Genomic DNA, 18,332 nt, shown 5'->3' with positions numbered 1-18,332 from the left:
AGAGGTCGGGTTCAATCGCCGAGGAGTTCCGGCCCGTTACTGTGGCCTGGATCACAAGTTCGGGGCTGAGGGGGCATAGTCCGTTTTCCGTACCCCCCGGTGACCATGGAAGCGCGGATGCGAGGATGAGGCCGCCATGACTGCTGGGTGGTGTTCTCGCACGGTACGGGCGGCGGTGTTCGCGGCCTGCTGTGTGCTGCTCACCGCCCTGGGTCACGTCATGATGTCGGGAACCGCGGTGCCCTGGTGGGCCATGACCGCGGGCGTGGTGGCGACGGGCGGTATGGCCTGGCGGCTGGCCGGCCGGGAACGCGGACCGCTTCTCGTCGTCTCCGTCGCGGTGGCCACCCAGGCCGTACTTCACTCCTCGTTCTCTCTCGCCCAGGCTGTCGCCCACCCCGCACCGTCCGGCGGGAGGTCGCTCGCCCAGCAGTGGCTCACCTACCTCCTGTGCGGTTCGCCGTCGGGGGCGGGCTCCATGGGCGAGATGAACTCCATGGGCCACGACATGGCCGCCATGCACTCCATGCCTTCCATGGGCTCGATGCATTCGATGGGCTCCATGGGCTCGATGGACCACATGGCTTCCGCAGCGCCCGTCGGCGCCGTTGCCCACGACATGGCCGCCATGTCCTCGACCGGTATGCTCCTCGCCCACCTGCTGGCCGCCCTGCTGTGCGCGCTGTGGCTCGCGTACGGCGAACGTGCCGCGTTCCGCATCCTGCGGGCCGTCGCCGGCTGGCTCTTCGCGCCGCTGTGTCTGCTCCTCCGGCTGCCCGTGCCGCCACACCGGCCGCGCGTCCGCGCCCGCCGAGCGGAGTCGGACCGGGCACCGCGTCGCCTCCTTCTCACCCACGCGATCACCTCTCGGGGCCCGCCCGCCGGGACCGCTGTCGCCTGACGACAGCCGGTTCCCCGAGGCCGTCTCCACAGCCGTCGAGCCGTCGGCCCCGCCTCGGGCATCGGCCGTGCGCTCCAGCGCCCGGCCGTCCACCCCACCACCGGTTCCGGTCGTGGCGCCCGCTGCCCTGCAACGCGCGCCGGCCGGACGCCGGATACCTGATCCCGAGAAGGACAGATCCCAGGTGATCACTCCTGCCCTGCCTGCATCGCGCGAACAATTGAGGAAGAACCCGAGAGAAGACTCGATCACGGCCTTGGCCCTCGCCGCCCGCAGCGGCGACCCCGATGCCGTCGATCTCTTCGTACGCGCCCTGCACCGGGACGTCCGCCACTACGTGACGTACCTCGGTGCCGACCCTCAGAGCGCCGACGACCTGACTCAGGACACCTTCCTGCGCGCCCTCGGCAGCCTGCACCGGTTCGAAGGCCGCTCCTCGGCCCGCACCTGGCTGCTCTCCATCGCCCGTCGCGCGGTCATCGACAGCATCCGCTACAACTCGTCCCGCCCCCGCCTGTCGGACACGGACGACTGGCAGTCGGCCGCCGAACGCACCCAGCCGCGCGACCTGCCCGGCTTCGACGACGGCATCGCACTCACCGAGCTGCTGGACACGCTCCCCGACGACCGCCGCGAGGCATTCGTCCTCACTCAGATGGTGGGACTTCCCTACGCGGAGGCAGCCCTCGTCAGCAACTGCCCGATCGGCACAGTCCGCTCGCGGGTCGCCCGCGCCCGCACCACGCTCATCGAGTGGCTGGACGAGGCCGAGCAGGCCGCGCCGGTGGCCGTAGCGGCATGACGTACCGGTCGCACGGCGGCCTGGATCACCGAGTGATCCGGGCCGCCGGCTTCCATGGCCGCATGGACCCGTCGGGTGCCGTGCGGGTGTCCGAGGTGACCTTGGCGGTGCGGAGCGCGCACGACACTGTTCGCAGAAGCGCCAGCGAACTGGTGAGCTGCATCGGGGAGTGCCTCCCGGCCGCGGCTCCGGCGTCTCGATGACGGTCGTGATGCCCGCGGTGAGGTCGGCTTCGACGATGGCTTCGTCGACCAACTCGGTACCGAACTTCAGGGCCGGAGACAGGGGTGCCGGCGGCGGCTTTGCGGGGTGCGGCATCGCGGGCCCACCGTCAGGCGGCGACTTGGCGCCGTCCGGGCACGGTGGCCAGGGGGTGGCCGATGCGATCACGGTAGGCGAGAAGGGTCCGAGGCGAGTCCAGTGCCACGGCACCGACCAGGATCGGGGCTCCGTCGGGCCCTGGCCGGGTGTATCCCGCGACGGTACGGCACCGCGCGGGGTCGCCGTCGAGGATGGTCATGTCGGTGCCGAGACCCGGCATGCCGACGGACTGGATGCGCACCCCATGCTGGTGGGACCAGAACCGGGGCACCGGTACGAACGGGGAAGCGTCTTGGGGGCCTTGGAGGAGGGCGTCGGCGGCGTGGCGGCCCATCTCGATGGCGTTGATCCAGTGCTCGACCCGGCGCGGGACGTCGTCGAAGCGCAGGTTGGGCCAGCGGGCCACGTCGCCGGCGGCGGTGATGCCGTCGATCGGGTCCCCGTCGGTGCCCATGACGTGGGTGGTGGGGGCACACAGCACGCCGTCGCTGAGGTCGAGGCCGGTGTGCCAGAGCCAGTCGGTGCGGGGCACTGTGCCCACGCCCACGACGGCGGCATCCGCGCGGACCTGCTCACCGTCGTCCAGCAAGACCGTCACGCCGCGCTTGTCCTCGGACCAGCCGCGCACCCCGACGCCGAGGTGGAGGCGGACGCCGTGGTCGCGGTGCAGGTCGCCGATCATCGCACCCAGTGCCGGGCCCAGGGAGCGGTGCAGAAGGGTGGGGCTGACGTCGATGACGGTAACGTCCAGGGCGCGGGTGCGGGCCGAGCAGGCGATCTCGCAGCCGATGAACCCGCCGCCGATGACCGCCACATGCCGGGCCCGGGCGAGGGCGGCGTCGATGTTGCGGGCGTCGGCCAGGGTGCGCAGCATCCACACCCGGTCCGAGTGCAGTGGGGAACCGGGTAGATGGCGCGGTTCGACGCCGGAGGCGATGATCAGCCCGTCGAACGGCAGCTGCTCACCTCCGGGCAGCAGCAACTCCCGCCGCTCCACATCCAGGTCCAGGGCACGGGTGCTCAGGCGCCAGGCAGCATCCAGTTCGGTGTAGACGTTCAGCGCCAGCTCAGGGGGCTGGCGGTCGCCGGTCAGCAGCTGCTTGGAGAGCGGGGTGCGGTTGTAGGGCCGGTGGGGCTCCTCCCCGATCATGGTGATCTCGCCGCGCCAGCCGATCTCGCGCAGCCGCTCGGCGGCGGACAGGCCCGCAAGGCCGGTACCGACGATGGCGATCCGGTCGGTGGCCGCGCTGGTCACTGCGTCTCCCGGGTGGTCAGGGTGATGGCCTGCATGGGGCAGCAGCGGGCAGCCTGCCGCACCGCCGGGGTCTGGGAGGCATCGGGGACGGCGTCGTAACGCAGGCGGCCGTCGGCGCCCAGCTCGAAGACTTCAGGGGCTTCCTGCTGGCAGATCGCGTACAGCTCGCAGTGGTTGTTGTCGACGATGACCTTCACCACCGGCGTGGCAGTGGGAGGGGCTGCGGTGGGGACGGTGACGTGCGGGCCGAAGGCGTTGACCGCGGTATGCGTGGCGTGGGATGCGGACACCGGCGTCACACCTCCTGCGGGGCGATACGGGTGGCAACCGCGGTGGTGGCCGGCAGCAGCCGCAGCACGAACAGCAGGATGGGAGCGGCGGCGATGCCGAGCACGAAGATGCCGAGCAGACCGAGGGCCTGCACCTCTGCGGACGCGGTGATGGTGTGCAGCAGCGACAGGCCGAAGGCCGGGTAGGCGAGGTAGTGCACCAGGTGCCAGCGGCGGTAGCCCAGCCGGCGCTGGACCCAGATCGACACGGCGACCGCGAGGCCGAGTTCGAGGCCGATGATGCCGAAGGCGACCTCCGGCTCACCGCCGTTGACGAACGGGATGACCACGTTGACGTAGGAGAAGTGCTGGCCGGTCTGGAAGGCGTAGGCGATGCCGTGGATGCAGGCGAAGGCCAGGCAGATCACCGCGAGCATCATGTGCCCGCCGTAGAGGGTCTCGCGGCGCACGCTGCGGCGGGCCCATCCGGTGGTGGTCAGGATGCCGAAGCACACCGCCAGCGCCATCAGCCCGTAGGAGAGGTATCCGGCGAGGGTGGCGACGTGCCGTACGCCCTGGTCGTAGGGGGTGTAGGGGCCCTCAGCGAGGGTGTCGGCGTGGGCGACGGGCACTGCGGCCAGTGACAGGGCGAGGGGCAGGGCCAGTATGGTGGCCCGCGCCGGCCACCGGGTCGTTGCGGTCGAAGCCAAGGTCGTTCTCCTTGCACGGGTGGCGCTGTGCGCGACGAACTGCTCCGCCGAAGCAGCACGGCTCCGCGAAGTCTTACACGCTGTGAGACTAGCCTGAGTCTTACAGGATGTGCGACAAAGGAGTGTCCCCGCCCTCGGAACGACGGACGGCGGGCGGGAAGGAAAGGGAGCTGACCATGCCGAGCCCACGCGATCGGGCCGACGCTGCGGAGGCCGGTGCCCGGCGTCCAGCCGGGGCGCTGGAAGCGGAGATCATGGCCGCGCTGTGGGCCGGCGACGGGCCGATGACCGCCGCTGAGGTTCACCAGCAGCTCGGCGACGGTCTGGTCTACAAGACCGTGCTCACCGTACTCGGCCGCCTCCGCGCCAAGGGCCTGGTGGATCGAGAGCCCGTGGGCCGCGCGTACGCCTACACGCCCAGCCGGGCAGCGGCGGAGGTGGCCGCCCAGGAGATGAACGCCGCCCTGCGCCGCACCGGCCACCGCGCCGAGGTACTCCAGCACTTCGTGGACACCCTGGACGCCGACCAGCAGACCGCCCTGCGCGCCCTGCTCGACTCCACGGACTGAGCGGGTCTGGAAAGGCGACGACGTTCGTGTACCTGACCGTGTACCTCCTGCTTCTGGCGCCCGCCGTACTGGCTGCCGTCGGCCCTCGTCTGACCCGGCAGCTCGCACCGGCTGCCGCGGCCCGCATGCTGGCGGCCATCTCGGCGGTGGCGGCGCTGTCCACGGTCTGGGGCCTGCTGGTCCTGGCGGCCGGTGGCCTGGGCCGCATCGCAGAGGTCATTGCCTATACGCGTCCCGACCCAGCCGCGCTCGCCGCCGCCGATCCGGTGCCACGCACGCTCGGGGTGCTGGCTGCCGCTCTGCTGTCCTGCGGCCTGTCCAGGCTTGCGCGCACTGTGTGGCGGCGCCGCCGTGAGACGCGGGCACTGGCCGGTCTGCGGCGCCTGCCTGCGGCCGGCGACCTGATCGTGCTTGCCGACGACCAGCCGGACGCCTACGCGCTGCCCGGCCGGCCCCGGCGGATCGTGGTCACCTCCGGCATGCTGCGTGCGCTGCCTGTCGACGAGCGGACGGTGCTGCTGGCGCACGAGCATGCCCACCTGGCTCACCGACACCACCATTACGCGACCCTGGGCGAGATGGCCTCTGCGCTCAACCCCATCCTGAGGCGTCTGCGCGGCGAACTCGGCTTCGCACTGGAACGCTGGGCTGACGAGGACGCCGCCCACGCGGTGGCCAGCCGGACGCTCGCGGCCCGTTCCCTGGCCCGAGCCGCCCTCGCCGGCACCGGCCGAGGGCCCGCCACGGCGCTGGCCTACCTGCGCCACCAGGTGACCGAGCGGGTCCGCGCCCTGCAGGGCGCTCGCCCGGAAAGCCGCCGAAGCGCCGCGCTGCTGGCCGCGTCCCTGGTCACCGCGACGGCACTCGCGCTCGCCGACGCCACCTCGGCGCTCGGCCGGTTCCTGGAGATCTTGCACCCGTGAACGGGCCCGTAACGCCTAACCGTTCGGCGGCAGCACGTCCGGCGTGGCTGACCCACAACGTGAAAGTGCTGTGCGGGGTGTCGTTCCTCCAGGACGCCGCCAGTGAGCTCCTCTATCCGATCCTGCCGATCTTCCTGACCACCGTGCTCGGCGCCCCGCCTGCCGTGGTCGGCGTGATCGAAGGTCTCGCCGAGGGCGCCGCGTCGGTCACCAAGGTCGCCTCGGGGCGCCTGGCCGACCGATTCGCCCGCCGCCCGCTGATCGGAGCCGGATACGGGCTGGCTGCCCTGGGGAAACTGCTCATCGCCGTCGCCACAGTGTGGCCGTTGGTGCTGGTGGCGCGGGTGGTCGACCGGCTGGGCAAGGGGGTGCGGGGCGCACCGCGCGATGCTCTGCTCGTCGACGGTGTTCTGCAGGGGCAGCGCGGCAGGGTGTTCGGGCTGCATCGGGCGGCCGACACCGCCGGCGCCGTGGTCGGCCCGCTGGCGGGTCTCGCGCTGTACGAGGGCCTCGACCACCGCCTGCGACCGTTGTTCTGGGTCGCGGTGATCCCGGCCGTCGCCTCGGTGGCCCTGGTCGCCGTCGTCCGTGACCCGGGCCGGACAGGTGGCGCTTCCGCGAAGGTCGTACGAGCCCGGTGGCGGTCCCTGCCCCGCCCCTACTGGCGTGTCCTGGCCGTACTGTTCGCCTTCAACCTGATCAATTTTCCCGACGCGCTGCTCCTGCTGCGCGCCCACGAGCTGGGCCTGTCCACGGCCGGGGTCGTCGGCGCGTACGCGGTCTACAACCTCGCCTACGCCGCCCTGTCCTACCCCGCCGGAGCCCTCTCCGACCGGCTGCCACGCCCGCTGGTGTTCGCGGCGGGCCTGGTCTTCTTCGCCGTCGGATATCTGGGCCTTGGCCTCATCCATGCGCCCTGGCTGGTCTTCGTCGTCCTGCCTCTGTACGGCGGATTCGCCGCCTGCACCGACGGGGTCGGCAAAGCCTGGGTCTCCAGCCTCGTCCCCGACCACCGGCAGGGCACGGCCCAGGGCCTCTATCAGGGGATCACCGGCGCCGCCGTCCTCCTGGCCGGGCTGTGGGCCGGGCTTGCCTGGGGCTCCGACGGGCATGTCCCGCTGCTGGTGTCCGGCGCCATTGCCCTTGCTCTGGCGGCCGTCCTGCCCGTCCTCGGCCGCTCCCGGCAGGCCAACGGCTGACCGACACCGGTAAACGATTATTGACGTGTCCTTGACTACTTCCTCCAACTCCGGTCACACAGCGCGGGGCTAGGCTCCCCAGGCGACTCATGTCCCGGCAACCCCGGGACCAGTACCTGCGCCAGCACAGCCCAAGGCAGACCGTCATTCGGGGAGTTGGGGGAATCGCCATGCGCACACGTACAAGAGCGTCTTTCGTAGCCACCGCTGCTGCGTTTCTGCTCGTCGCCGCAGTGGGCAGTTCTGCGGCCTCGGGTGGCCGCCAGCCAGTCCATCTGGTCTCACCCACTGCCCCTTACGCCGCCTGCGACATCAGCGGCGACGGGACCGGCACCAACTACCTGTCCGCCGAGGACGAGCCGTACGTTACCGCCTCCCCGCGAGATCCGCGCAACGCGGTCGGGATCTTCCAGCAGGACCGCTGGTCCAACGGCGGAGCCCGGGGCCTGACCGCCACGTACACGCACGACGGGCGGCATTTCACCGAGACCCCGCTGCCGTTCTCGCACTGCGCGCCGGGCGGCCTCAGCTATCAGCGAGCCTCTGATGGCTGGGTGAGCATCGGACCTGACGGCACCGTCTACGCCAGCGGGCTGGTGTTCGACGCCACCGACGCGCGCAACGGGGTGGCCGCCTCGACGTCGTACGACGGGGGACGCACCTGGACCCACACGGTCCCGTTGATCGACGACACACAGGCCGAGTTCACGGACGACAAGAACGCGGTCACCGCCGACCCCGTTCACCCCGGCGTCGCCTACCAGGTCTGGGACCGCATCGACGAGGACGACTCCGCCAAGGTCTACGACGGGCCCGCCTACATCTCCACCACCCGCGACGGCGGCCGGCACTGGTCCAAGGCGCGCCCGTTCGTGGACACCTCGGTCGTTCCGCACTCGCAGACCATCGGAAACGTCATCGTCGTCGACCCGCGCACCGACACCCTCTACGACGTCTTCGACTGGCAGACGTACGACATCGACTACAGCACCGGCACGTTCACGCCCACCGACCTGCACTTCGCCGTGGTCAAGTCGACCGACCAGGGCCGCACGTGGAGCAAGCCGGTCACCATTGCCAAGGACACGTCCGTACCCGAAGTCGATCCCAATGCCCCCACGGACGCGACCAAGTCCCTGCGCGCGGGTGGCGACCTGCCGAACGTCGCCATCGATCCGCACACAGGGGAGTTGTATGTCGCCTACGAGGGCTCGGACTTCAGCGGCGGCGCCTACAACTCCGTGGAACTGACACACTCCACCGACGGTGGCCGGACCTGGTCGGCGTCGACGAGGGTCAACCGGGTCGCTTCCGCGCCCGCCTTCACGCCCTCCATCAGCGTGGACGCCCGCGGCACGGTCGCGCTCACCTACTACGACCTGCGCTACCTCACCGCCGGGAACACCACCACCCTGCCCACCGCCGCCTGGCTGCTCACCTTCCCGCGCGGAGCCGAGAACCGCGCTACCGAGCATCGCATCTCCCGCGTCTTCGACTGGCTCCAGGCCCCTTACGCCCGGGGCCACTTCCTCGGCGACTACGAGGGCCTCGCTACTGACGGCCGCTTCGCCGTTCGGCCCCTGTTCGTGGAGACCACTGACAACGCGCCGCAGAACTCCACGGACGCCTACAGCGGGCTGTTCCACACCGGCAGGGACTACGGTCCCTTTGCTGCGGCCACGGCTACGGCTGCGCCGGGAGTGGCGAAGCACCTGGGAGCCCGGCCGCACCGGATCGTCCGGTGATCGAAGCCCCTCCTAGAGGGATACGGCTAGCGCAACTTCGGGTTCATGTGAGGCGCAAGGTAAACAACCCACCATTTTTCCTGTGAGCCCTTTGTGTGACTGTTGTGGTCACGCCAAGATCCCCTCTGCGTCGGGACACCCCCATGCTCCCGGCGCAGGGAGGAGAGGGCATGTTGCCCCCGAAGCACCAACGACGGTTCATAACCTGCACCGTCGTAGCGGCCGCGTTCGGACTGGTAAGCACCCAGTCTTTCGCGGCGTCGAACAACGCAAGACCCCGCCCCTGGCAGGCGCGCCACCAGGCCGCCATGGGCCGGGAGCACATCAAGGCGGTGCACACGGGCCACGGCATGTCCGCGTTCGCCGCAGAGGGCGGCGATGACGACGGGGCCGACGAGGCGGAGAACTCCGCCGAGGCGACGGCCCAGTTCACCGAGGCCCGCACCGCACCCGGCGTGGTCGCGCCCGGCGCCTACGGGGCGGCTTGGCAGCAGCTGCAGTCGATGAGGCACACGAGGGGCGACTGGGACCACGTCACCAAGAAGGCGTACAACTCCGACGACCCCCGCTACCGCGATGTGAACTCCAACTCCAGCGGTGGCGCGGGCGACGTGACCGGTCGGATCACCGGGATCGCCGCGGACGACCAGGGTGATGTGTACGCGGGCGGCGCCAACGGCGGCGTCTTCCGCTCCACCACGGGCGGCGGACACTGGAAGCCGATCTCCGACAAGCTGCCGTCCCTGTCCACCGGCACCCTCTCGCTGGACGGGCAGAACCGGCTCTGGTACGCCACCGGCGAGTCCAACACCGGCGCGACGTCCTTCGTTGGCACCGGCGTGTACGTCCTCAAAGACCCGCGCCACGGACAGTTCCAGCCCGGCGACCGCGTGGGCGGCGCCGAGCTGGAGTCCACCGTCATCCACGCCCTGCGCTTCGCCGGCACCACGGTGTGGGCGGCCACCAGCACCGGCGTGTGGTCGCACTCCACGACCACCCTGTCCGGCCCCTGGAAGCACGAGTTCGCGCCCAACCCGGACTATCTGCCGGGCGGTTCGAAGGCGGACGACCCGAGCGCGCCGTACAAGAACATCGCCAACGACATCGCCGTAGACCCCAAGGACCCCAACAAGGTCCTTCTCGCTGTGGGCTGGCGCGGCGGCGACACCTACAACGGGATCTACGCCAAGCAGGACGACGGCAGCTGGAAGCCGGTCAGCGGCCTCGGTGACCTGCCGACCAGCAGCGCCGACGTCGGCAACATGACGTTCGCCGCCGCTGCCGACGGCTCGCGGCTGTACGCCATCGACCAGTCTCCGGCGCAGATGGCCGCCAACCCGGACAGCGGGCTCAAGGGCGTGTACGTGTCGAAGAACGGCTCGCCGTTCGGGCCGTGGACGCAGATCGCCGACTACACCAAGCTGAAGGCGTCCGGCTCCGCCCTGCAGGGCGCGGGCTACATGCCCGGCATCCAGTCCTGGTACAACCAGTTCCTCCAGGTCGACCCGGCCAACGCCGACCACGTCTACCTCGGCCTGGAAGAGGTCTTCGAGACCAAGAACGGCGGCCAGAGCTGGACGGTGCCCGGTCCGTACTGGAACTTCCCCTTCCCCTGCTGGAGCATCGACCCGGCGAAGCAGACCGGCGATTGCTCGCCCACGACCCACTCCGACCAGCACGCGGTCGCGATCGGCAGCTACAAGGGCAAGACCTGGGCGTACGTGGGCAACGACGGCGGCATCTACCGCCGCCCGCTCAACGGCGCCGTCGACTCCGGCGGTCACGCAAAGGACTGGCAGTCCCTGAGCGACGGCACCCTCGACACCCTTCAGTACTACTCGGTGGGCGTCGGCAAGGACCTCACCAACGGCGGCGTCTCCGTCACCGGCGGCCTGCAGGACAACGGCCAGTCGATCCTGCGCGGCCACGACAAGGTCATGGGCTCGAACTTCGGCGGTGACGGCGGCGACACCATCGCCGACCCCGCCAACGGCTGCAACATCGCCGCCGAGTACGTCTACCTCGACATGTGGGTCACGCAGAACTGCGGCGTGAACGACGGTTCCTGGTCGACGGACCCGTCCAAGGCCACCGAGTACGAGGTCGCCCCGCCGGACAAGGACCAGGGCGGTGCGGGCGCCCGCTTCATCGCGCCCATCGCCGCCGACGCCCAGGACACCAACACCTGGATCGCGGGCGGCCGGCACGTGTGGGTGAACACCAAGGGCTTCGCGATCCGCTCCGGCAAGGAGTGGACGAACGCCTACGACCTCGGCGAGGGCCACGTGGCCACGGCCGTGGCGTCCTCCGGCGGCACGGTGTACGTCGGCTGGTGCGGCCCCTGCAACAACCAGGGCTTCACCCGGGGCATCGCGGTCGGCAACGCCGACGGCACCGGCTGGCACCAGCTCAACCTCCCGGTCGACGGCACCATCCCCAACCGCTACGTCTCCGGCTTCGAGATCGACCCGGCCGACGCCCAGCACGTGTACGTGGCGGTCAACGGCTTCTCCCGCAGGTGGACCGAGGGCCCGGGCGCGGGCGTGGGCCATGTCTTCGAGTCGAAGGACGGCGGCGCGAGCTGGACGGACATCTCGGCCAACCTGCCCGACGTCCCCGCCGACTCGGTCAAGCTCCTCCCGAACGGCGGCCTCGCCCTCGGCACCGACCTGGCCACCTTCTACCGCCCCGCCGGTGCCACGAAGTGGCTGGTCCTGGGGCACGACCTGCCCACCACGGCCGTGATGCAGCTGCGCCTCGGCCTCGACGGCAAGCTGTACGCCGCCACGCACGGACGCGGCATCTGGTCCTTCGACGTACAGCGCCTCAAGGGCCGTAAGGACTGATCACCACCCGTGCGCTGTGTAGCACGACGACGGCCGGTGCCCCCGAACCAGGGGTATCGGCCGTCCGGCGTTCACGTTCACTGCACCGGATACGCCGCCACACTCAGCCGAAGCGTGAAGAGCGGCGCGCCCTCGGGACCCCAGGTCACGGACGCCGATCCGATGCGCGCGGCACGCACCGTGACCCGGGTGACCCCCTTGCCGTCGGTGACGGCGGAGGTCACCAGCGCCAGCATCGGATTGCTACTGCGCGGCTGCGGCCAGGAGCCTTGGGCGCGGGGCTCCAGGACGACGGTCACCGTCGTGCCGGAGCGCACACACAGGCTACGGGCGGCGGCGTCCCCGGCGCCGTGGGTGATCGTGGCGGAGCCTGCCAGGCAGCCCGACGACGTGGAGGCCGCAGCAGGGGGCGTGGCGGTGCCCCTCGGGGGCGACGACGGTGTCCCGGGAGGTGCTGTGGCCGATGGCGACGTGGAGGGCGAGACTGGATGATCTGCCGCCCCCGTACTGCTTGCCGACGGCGTTGTGGCGTGCGGGTCGGCGGAAGGGCGCGGTGGCGTGGCGTCGGAGTGTGAGCTGCTGCCACTGCTTCCGCAGGCGGTCAGAAGGCAGGCCACCGCAACCACGGCGGCCCCGAACCAGGGCCCCTCGAGCCCCGGCCTGCGTCTTTGCTGCTCCAGCGCCACACCTGCCTCCTCACGTCGCGGCACGCCACTGTGACGTCCTGGCCCGACGGCCGGTTCCTGTGCGCCCCCTTATACAAAGGTGCGCCCCGGCGTCCCCGCCGGAGCGCACCGTGTGCTTTCCCAGGTCAGTGCCGGATCGGCAGCGTCCCGGTGATGCGCGGTGAGGAGACGGTCACCGCGCCGTGGGTCGTGGAGCGTGCGCTGCCGCCGCTGACGGTGAGCGGGCCGGCGGTGTAGAGGGCCTCGTCGAAGGCTTGCCCGTTGGCCGGGGCCTTGCCGACGGCGAAGACGGAGACCGCCTTGCCGCTGACGACGGAGGTGGAGATGTAGTCGCCGACCATGCTGCCCTGGGTGGAGTCGGCGATCTGGGACAGGGACATGGGGCCGGCGACCGTGGCTGGGGCGCTCCAGGTGCTGCCGCCGTTGGCGGAGGAGATGTAGCCGACCTCCAGCTGGCACGTGGACGTGGTGCAGTTGGCGTTCGGGTAGAAGTAGTAGTAGAGGCCGATCTTCGCCGTCGTGCCGGAGGTGGCGGGGTCGATGCCGATGCCGGGGATGAAGTGGTCGACGCCGCTGGTGGTGGCGTCGATGGGGACCCGGGTCACCGATGACCAGCTGGTGCCGTTGGTGGAGGTGGCGTAGACGATGTCGTTGGCCGGGCAGCCGGAGCGGAAGCGGCAGTCCTGCCAGGCGACGTAGATCTTGCCGGATCCGTCGATCTCGGCGGAGGGCAGGCCCTCACCGTCACGCAGGTTGCCGGCCACGCCGTGGCTGGAGACGTTGGCGATCAGCGTGCTGGAGGACCAGCCGGCGCCACCGTTGGTCGAGTTGAAGGCGCGGATCGAGGACCCGTTGGCGGAGTAGGGGACCACGACTGTGCCGTTCGGCTGTACGAGAGGCTGGCCACCCAGGCCGCTCGGTCCTCCGGACGGGGCCACCGGAGCCGACCAGGTCGCGCCGCCGTCGGTGGAGCGGCTCATCACCACCGCGTTGCCCGAGGACGTGACGTCCACCTCGACGTAGCAGGTGCCGTAGTACGGGCTGGTGGCGGAGTTGTCGCAGACGATCCACTCCTTGTCGTAGCCCTGGCCGTCGTTGCCGACCGCGATCACCGGGTTGAGCCAGTTCGTGCCGTTCGTGGAGCGGCTGACGCTGACGCCGGCGCCGTTGACGTTCGAGTCGATGACCAGTCCGGCGACCATCCAGGTGCCGTGCTTGGCGTCGTAGGCGACGGCCGGGTCGGAGACGCGGGCCCAGGTGCCGCCCTGGTAGGTGGTGATGCCGGGGAGCATGCCGTGCTGCCAGGTGGTGCCGCCGTCGGTGGAGGTGTTCCAGCCGATGTCGGAGGAGCCGCCGTCGGTGAACCGGCCGACCTGGGAGGAGGCGACGATCGTGTTGCCGTACGCGAAGGTGTCGGGCTCCAGCTCGGTGGCGTGCTGACTGGAGGAGTTGGTGAACGGATCCGTGCTGACCTGGGTCAGTCCGGGCGGCGGGGTGGCGGTGGTGAAGGCGACGTCGTCGTAGAGGGTGTAGGTGGCGTCGCCCGCGTAGTTGTCGTCGTGGCTGACGAGCTTGAGGGTGTAGCTGTGGCCGGCGGTCACGGACGACGTGACCTGCTTCCAGCCCTGACCGTTGGTGCACGTCTTGGCCAGCGCGGTGGTTGTGGTGCCGGTCGTGGTGTCGGTCAGGGTGGCGGTGGCCCAGTCGTACGTGACGGTGTCGGGGCAGGTGACGTTGTACCAGAACGACAGCTGGGTGGCGCCGGTCGGCGCGGTGAAGGTCTGGGCGATCGAGGAGTCGCCGTTGGTGGGTGAGGTGCCGCCGACGCGGGCGGCGTACGTACCGGTGTGGGCGCCGGAGCCGACCACGGACGTGGTCCCGGCGGAGGTCCAGCCGGTCAGGCTGCCGGATTCGAAGCCGCCGTTGGAGACGTCGGCCAGGGCCGGGTGAGATGCGAGAAGGAGGCCGCCTAAAGAGAGCAGGGCGGTGGTGGCGGTCGCCACGGATCTACGGACAGCAGTGCGCGACATGAGGAGACCCCTTGTCGTCGATGGGGGGGTGTGCCCTCAAGCGAGGGCGTTCGAGGTGGGGCGGACCACCGGCGCAGGTCCGCTGGTCCGCCCCGGGCACGACGTTTCAGGAACCGATCTCTGGCCCGACGCCGGTCAGGACAGGGTCACGTCGTCGTAGCGGGTGTAGGTGGCGTCACCCGTGTAGTTGTCGTCGTGGCTGATGAGCGTGAGCGTGTAGCTGTGCCCGGCCGTGACCGAGGCGGTCTTCTGGATCCAGCCGGAGGAGGACACACAGGTCTTGGCCAGAACGGTGGTCGTGGTGCCGGTGGTGTTGTCCTTGAGCGTGGCCGTGGCCCAGTCGTAGGTGAGCGTGTCCGGGCAGGTCACGTTGTAGTAGAAGCCGAGCTTGCTGGTCCCAGACGGGGCCGTGAACGTCTGGGCGATGGAGGAGTCGCCGTTGGTCGGCGACGTGCTGCCGACCCGGGCGGCGTAGGTGCCGCTGTGCGCCCCGGAACTGACCACGGACGTGGTCCCGGCCGAGGTCCAGCCGGACAGACTGCCAGTCTCGAAGCCGCCGTTGGTGATACCACCGCCGCCGCTGCCGGAGGTGACGGTCAGCGTGTAGGTCGCGGTGTGGGTGGCGGAGGCGCCGGTGCCGGTGACCGTGATGTTGTACGTCCCTGCCGGAGTCGACGACGACGTGGCCACCGTCAGCGTCGATGAACCGCCCGCGGTCACCGAGGTCGGGTTGAAGGTCGCGGTCGCCCCGCTCGGCAGCCCGGATGCCGACAGGCTCACCGACTGCGCCGAACCCGAAGTCACCGCGGTGGAGACCGTGGTGCTCGCCGACGAGCCGGCGGCGACAGTGGACGAGGCCGGGCTGACGCCGATGGAGAAGTCGTTGGTCGCGGTGGAGCCGCAGTTAGGCAGGGTGAACGAGGCAAGCCGGGTGTGCCAGTTGAAATTGCCGTTGGAGGGGATGTACTCGTTCGTGTACCAGAACGTGCAGTCGTCCGTCGGGTCCACGGACATCGAGGTGTAGTCGCCCCACCGGCTGTATGTCGTCTGGGAGCCGCCGCCGGTGATCGCGGTGACCTCGCCCTGCGTCATCGAGCCGAGCGTGTCCCCGGCCAGTCGGCCGGTGTAGCGGATCGACGGGTGCACCGAGGAGGAGGACTGGGAATAGCCGAGGGCGATGTTGCCCACCTTGTCCTCGGCGATCGAGCCCATCCACCGGTAGGTGGAGTCCGGGGCGTACGTCCCCTGCTGGTACACGGTCGGGTTGCCGCCGGACATGCGCAGCTCGTACCAGCGCACGCCCACGGAACTGCCTGCTGTCACTGCGTGATTGACCACGAGCGACTCGTGGTCGCCGAAGTTGCGGTAGGCCAGGCGGAACATCAGCCGGTCGGAGAGCGAGTCGAGTTGCTGGCTGGTCCCGGTCTGCGGGATGCAGGTGCCGGAGCTGCCGCAGGCGGTGGTGTACGACGCCACGGTCAGCGTCGACGGGCCGCTGAACGTCGAGTTGGAGGTCGTCGTCCAGTCGACGTGGAACTTCCAGTACGCCAGCGTCGTACTCGTCGTGCCCAGGCCCACCATCAGCTCCGGTTCCCCGGACGGAGGAGCGGTCGAGCCGTCCAGGTCCGCGCCGAGGAGGCCGCCGTAGGAGGACGAGGTGGTGAAGCACTGCTGGGCGGCGCTCGCGCCGGTGAGCATGGCCGACCGGTTCATGGCGCACGCCTCGGCGTTCAGGAAGCTGCCGGAGGCGGTGAACATGTTGTAGGTGACGTAGTACGCGTCCGGCCACACCGACAGCTTCGGGTAGTCCGGGAAGTTCGCGTACTGGAACGAGTAGCGGTAGTAGCTGCCCGTCGCGTCCGAACTGCTGGAGACGGCCACGCACTCGTAGTAGGGGCCGGAGGACGAGGACACGTTCGCGAACTGTGTCACCACCCAGCGACTGGCCAGGGTGTCCCAGCGGACCACCGCGTCACCGTCGTTGGTGGACTGACAGGATCCGCCGAAGCCGGACCACAGGGTGCTGGTGTCGGTCGGGGCGAGGACGGTGGCACCCGACTTGGAGTACACCGCGTAGGCGGTGTTCACGGTCTCGACGATCTGGCTGGAGCCGACGGCGGCGTTCGGGTCCGGCGGGACACCGGTGATCGAGTAGTTGCCGGCACCGATGCCCTCGAAGTTCGTACCCGTCGAGGGGGCGGACGGCCCGCCGGGGCTGGACTGGACGACCGGGTCGGGGATGTGGGACGCGGGCGGGTGCGGCAGGCGCGCCTCGCCGGGGTCGTCGTCCTGCTGCTTCTTGCCGTGGTGGCCGTGGTGAGCGTGGGCAGCCATGGAGCGCAGGGTGGGGGAGGTGTCGTGCCGGACGGCGGGACCGGTGTCGGCCGAGTGGCGGGCCGCCGGGGTGTGGGGTGCGGGGGCGGCCTGGGCCGCGGGGGCGGCGAGCCAGAGGGCAGGGACTGCGGTCAGGATCGCGGTGAGCGCGGCTATGCGGCCGCGTCTGCGTCTGGATCGGGACACGGAACATCCTTTCGGCCAGCCGGAGATCGCCCGGCATGCGGGGAGAAGAAGGACGTTCACGCCGATGGAGCGCGTGTTCGCAATCCGGGATGGTTGCACCGGACATGTCACGCAACAAGAGAGATGCAGCCTGCGTGGCGCGAAGCAACCGAGAATTTACAGACTTCAGTCAACTCACAGTAAAAACACAGGGTTTCCTCTGTGTCGGCACAAGGGATTTCCCTGTATCGCCCGTAGTTGGGAGCGCGAGTCCCCGCCGGATCACGGAACGGATCCAGCCTCAGCCGCGTCCCACCGTCGGACTGTCCCGACTCCACCTGGGGCCATCGTGAGACACCGCCGCACCGGCGCCCGTTCACTCGCCGTGCTCGCCCTCATTGTTTCAGCCGCCGCCTGCGCGTCCGGCACCGGGGCCACCGCGCCCGCCAAGAACAGCCCCTCGCCCCCCGCTTCGACCCGGTCGTCCCACGGGACCTCGGCCCCTGCAGGCTCGCCGGCCTCCGGCTCCACCCGACCGTGCCTCAGCGGCACCGTCACGGTCCTGTATCCGGCGGCCGACAATCCTCTGCGTACCGCCTGTCTGCAGGTCGGCACGACGATCCGTCTCACCCTCAAGTCGCCGGCCAACTACGGCTGGGCACCGGTCAGGAGTTCCAACCCGAACACCGTCACGTTGCTCGACGACCACACCGCATCCGACGGTACTCGGTCCGCCACCGCGCGCGCCGCCTCTGCGGGGACCGCGACGCTCAGCTCGGCCGACACCTACACGCCCGACCCGCACGGTCCGCCCTCGAGGGCCTGGCAACTGACCCTCACCGTGGTCCCGTGACAGTCGTACGCTACGCCGGTTCGACGTGGACCAGCAGCCGCCAGAGCCGCGTCTGCGGCCCGAACCGATCTCCGCGAAACGACGACGCCGATCGCAGCTCCGCCTCACCGACACCCACAGCCCTGACCGTGGCCCGTACGGTTCCGTCCGTTGTTTCCGCCGCGATCACCGCCAAGGGCCCTGTGACCACTTCGACCGACGTCCACCCATAGGCGGCCGATCCGTACAGGGTGATCGCGACCTCGTCGCCCACTTGTATATGCAGCGGCGGTGCCAGCGGATCCCCGGGACGGTGGACGACCTCCAGCTGCCTTGCCTCATCGTGCGCCACGTCCGAAACCTAGCGCGAAACCCCGTGACCTGACGGCGCCAGCCAGGAAGGCGCTCCGGCCCCGACGAAGCCCCGCAGGCACGGCCGGGTCACCCTGATCGCCGAACACCACCCCCGCGCCGTACGCCTCTCCATCCATCCCCAGCCCATCGACGCTCCGAAGTTCGGCATCCGCCTCCTCAACGCCCCCGACGCCTGGACGACTCCCTGGCACTCCGCCGCCTTGCGCCGTAGCGACGGTAGGTGGACTCTCATGCCCAGAGCCGAAGCCGCCCGGATGGGTCGACTGGTGCGGCAAGGCGGCAGAGACAGTCACTTCGACCAGAACTGGTCAGCTTGCCTGCCTGGAGCTCAGTGAGAGTGCACCAACGCGGTCCTGAAGAGGCGGGGCCC

The 18,332-nt window shown here is 70.2% G+C and carries 15 protein-coding genes and 1 pseudogene; 9 read left to right on the top strand and 7 right to left on the bottom strand.

Translation table 11 applies throughout. The annotated features are described in order from the left end of the window. Positions 1 to 136: 136 nt before the first annotated feature. Positions 137 to 901 carry a hypothetical protein gene (locus O1G22_RS08545; protein ID WP_270080768.1) on the top strand — a complete coding sequence of 255 codons (765 nt, stop codon included), beginning with the start codon at positions 137 to 139 and terminating at the stop codon, positions 899 to 901. A gap of 184 nt (positions 902 to 1,085) precedes the next feature. Further along, complete coding sequence (locus tag O1G22_RS08540) at positions 1,086 to 1,703, top strand: sigma-70 family RNA polymerase sigma factor (protein WP_270080767.1); 618 nt, start codon at positions 1,086 to 1,088, stop codon at positions 1,701 to 1,703. A gap of 331 nt (positions 1,704 to 2,034) precedes the next feature. Here O1G22_RS08540 and O1G22_RS08535 read toward each other — a convergent pair whose 3' ends face one another. Genes O1G22_RS08535 through O1G22_RS08525 form a run of 3 tightly spaced genes read right to left on the bottom strand, consistent with a single transcriptional unit; the run spans position 2,035 to position 4,258 of the window. Further along, a complete protein-coding gene (locus O1G22_RS08535; RefSeq protein ID WP_270080766.1) occupies positions 2,035 to 3,279 on the bottom strand; it encodes an NAD(P)/FAD-dependent oxidoreductase in 1,245 nt (414 codons plus the stop codon). Continuing rightward, positions 3,276 to 3,569, bottom strand: coding sequence for a ferredoxin (locus O1G22_RS08530; protein ID WP_270080765.1), 294 nt, complete (start codon positions 3,567 to 3,569; stop codon positions 3,276 to 3,278). The genes O1G22_RS08535 and O1G22_RS08530 overlap by 4 nt, the downstream gene beginning before the upstream one ends. A 5-nt stretch (positions 3,570 to 3,574) precedes the next feature. Further along, the gene (locus O1G22_RS08525) at positions 3,575 to 4,258 is read right to left on the bottom strand and encodes a ferric reductase-like transmembrane domain-containing protein (RefSeq protein ID WP_270080764.1); all 684 of its coding nucleotides are present in this window, start codon (positions 4,256 to 4,258) and stop codon (positions 3,575 to 3,577) included. 176 nt (positions 4,259 to 4,434) lie between these two features. Here O1G22_RS08525 and O1G22_RS08520 point away from each other — a divergent pair, with 176 nt between their 5' ends. The 5 genes from O1G22_RS08520 (at position 4,435) to O1G22_RS08500 (ending at position 11,540) form a co-directional block, all read left to right on the top strand. Beyond that, positions 4,435 to 4,827 carry a BlaI/MecI/CopY family transcriptional regulator gene (locus O1G22_RS08520; RefSeq protein WP_270080763.1) on the top strand — a complete coding sequence of 131 codons (393 nt, stop codon included), beginning with the start codon at positions 4,435 to 4,437 and terminating at the stop codon, positions 4,825 to 4,827. Positions 4,828 to 4,853: 26 nt separating this feature from the next. Then, positions 4,854 to 5,750 (top strand): M48 family metalloprotease, encoded by an 897-nt coding sequence (locus O1G22_RS08515; protein ID WP_270080762.1) that lies wholly within the window; start codon positions 4,854 to 4,856, stop codon positions 5,748 to 5,750. Continuing rightward, positions 5,747 to 6,949, top strand: a complete 1,203-nt coding sequence (locus O1G22_RS08510) for an MFS transporter (RefSeq protein WP_270080761.1) — start codon at positions 5,747 to 5,749, stop codon at positions 6,947 to 6,949. The genes O1G22_RS08515 and O1G22_RS08510 overlap by 4 nt, the downstream gene beginning before the upstream one ends. A 170-nt stretch (positions 6,950 to 7,119) precedes the next feature. Then, a complete protein-coding gene (locus O1G22_RS08505) occupies positions 7,120 to 8,694 on the top strand; it encodes a sialidase family protein (protein ID WP_270080760.1) in 1,575 nt (524 codons plus the stop codon). A 170-nt stretch (positions 8,695 to 8,864) separates the two neighbouring features. Beyond that, on the top strand, positions 8,865 to 11,540 hold the full coding sequence (locus tag O1G22_RS08500; protein WP_270080759.1) for a WD40/YVTN/BNR-like repeat-containing protein: 2,676 nt from the start codon (positions 8,865 to 8,867) through the stop codon (positions 11,538 to 11,540). Positions 11,541 to 11,617: 77 nt separating this feature from the next. On the opposite strand, the gene O1G22_RS08495 is transcribed toward O1G22_RS08500, so the two are convergent. The 3 genes from O1G22_RS08495 to O1G22_RS08485 all read right to left on the bottom strand — a co-directional run bounded on the left by O1G22_RS08495 (position 11,618) and on the right by O1G22_RS08485 (position 16,776). Continuing rightward, positions 11,618 to 11,857 (bottom strand): hypothetical protein, encoded by a 240-nt coding sequence (locus O1G22_RS08495; protein WP_270080758.1) that lies wholly within the window; start codon positions 11,855 to 11,857, stop codon positions 11,618 to 11,620. 494 nt (positions 11,858 to 12,351) lie between these two features. Further along, the gene (locus O1G22_RS08490; protein WP_270080757.1) at positions 12,352 to 14,256 is read right to left on the bottom strand and encodes an exo-alpha-sialidase; all 1,905 of its coding nucleotides are present in this window, start codon (positions 14,254 to 14,256) and stop codon (positions 12,352 to 12,354) included. A 135-nt stretch (positions 14,257 to 14,391) separates the two neighbouring features. After that, positions 14,392 to 16,776, bottom strand: a complete 2,385-nt coding sequence (locus O1G22_RS08485; protein WP_270080756.1) for a hypothetical protein — start codon at positions 16,774 to 16,776, stop codon at positions 14,392 to 14,394. 328 nt (positions 16,777 to 17,104) lie between these two features. Between O1G22_RS08485 and O1G22_RS08480 the strand changes: the two genes are divergently transcribed. Continuing rightward, entirely contained in the window at positions 17,105 to 17,608 is a 504-nt protein-coding gene (locus tag O1G22_RS08480; protein ID WP_270080755.1) for a hypothetical protein, read from the top strand. A gap of 10 nt (positions 17,609 to 17,618) precedes the next feature. On the opposite strand, the gene O1G22_RS08475 is transcribed toward O1G22_RS08480, so the two are convergent. Next, positions 17,619 to 17,939, bottom strand: a complete 321-nt coding sequence (locus O1G22_RS08475; RefSeq protein ID WP_270080754.1) for a hypothetical protein — start codon at positions 17,937 to 17,939, stop codon at positions 17,619 to 17,621. A gap of 94 nt (positions 17,940 to 18,033) precedes the next feature. Here O1G22_RS08475 and O1G22_RS08470 point away from each other — a divergent pair. Then, positions 18,034 to 18,297: pseudogene (locus O1G22_RS08470) on the top strand (L-tyrosine/L-tryptophan isonitrile synthase family protein); the annotation flags it as partial. Positions 18,298 to 18,332 lie beyond the last annotated feature (35 nt).

The organism is Streptomyces camelliae (assembly GCF_027625935.1).
Classification (GTDB): domain Bacteria; phylum Actinomycetota; class Actinomycetes; order Streptomycetales; family Streptomycetaceae; genus Streptomyces; species Streptomyces camelliae.
The sequence above is the reverse complement of the archived record's forward strand: the minus strand, read 5'-3'. Positions and strand labels throughout refer to the sequence as shown.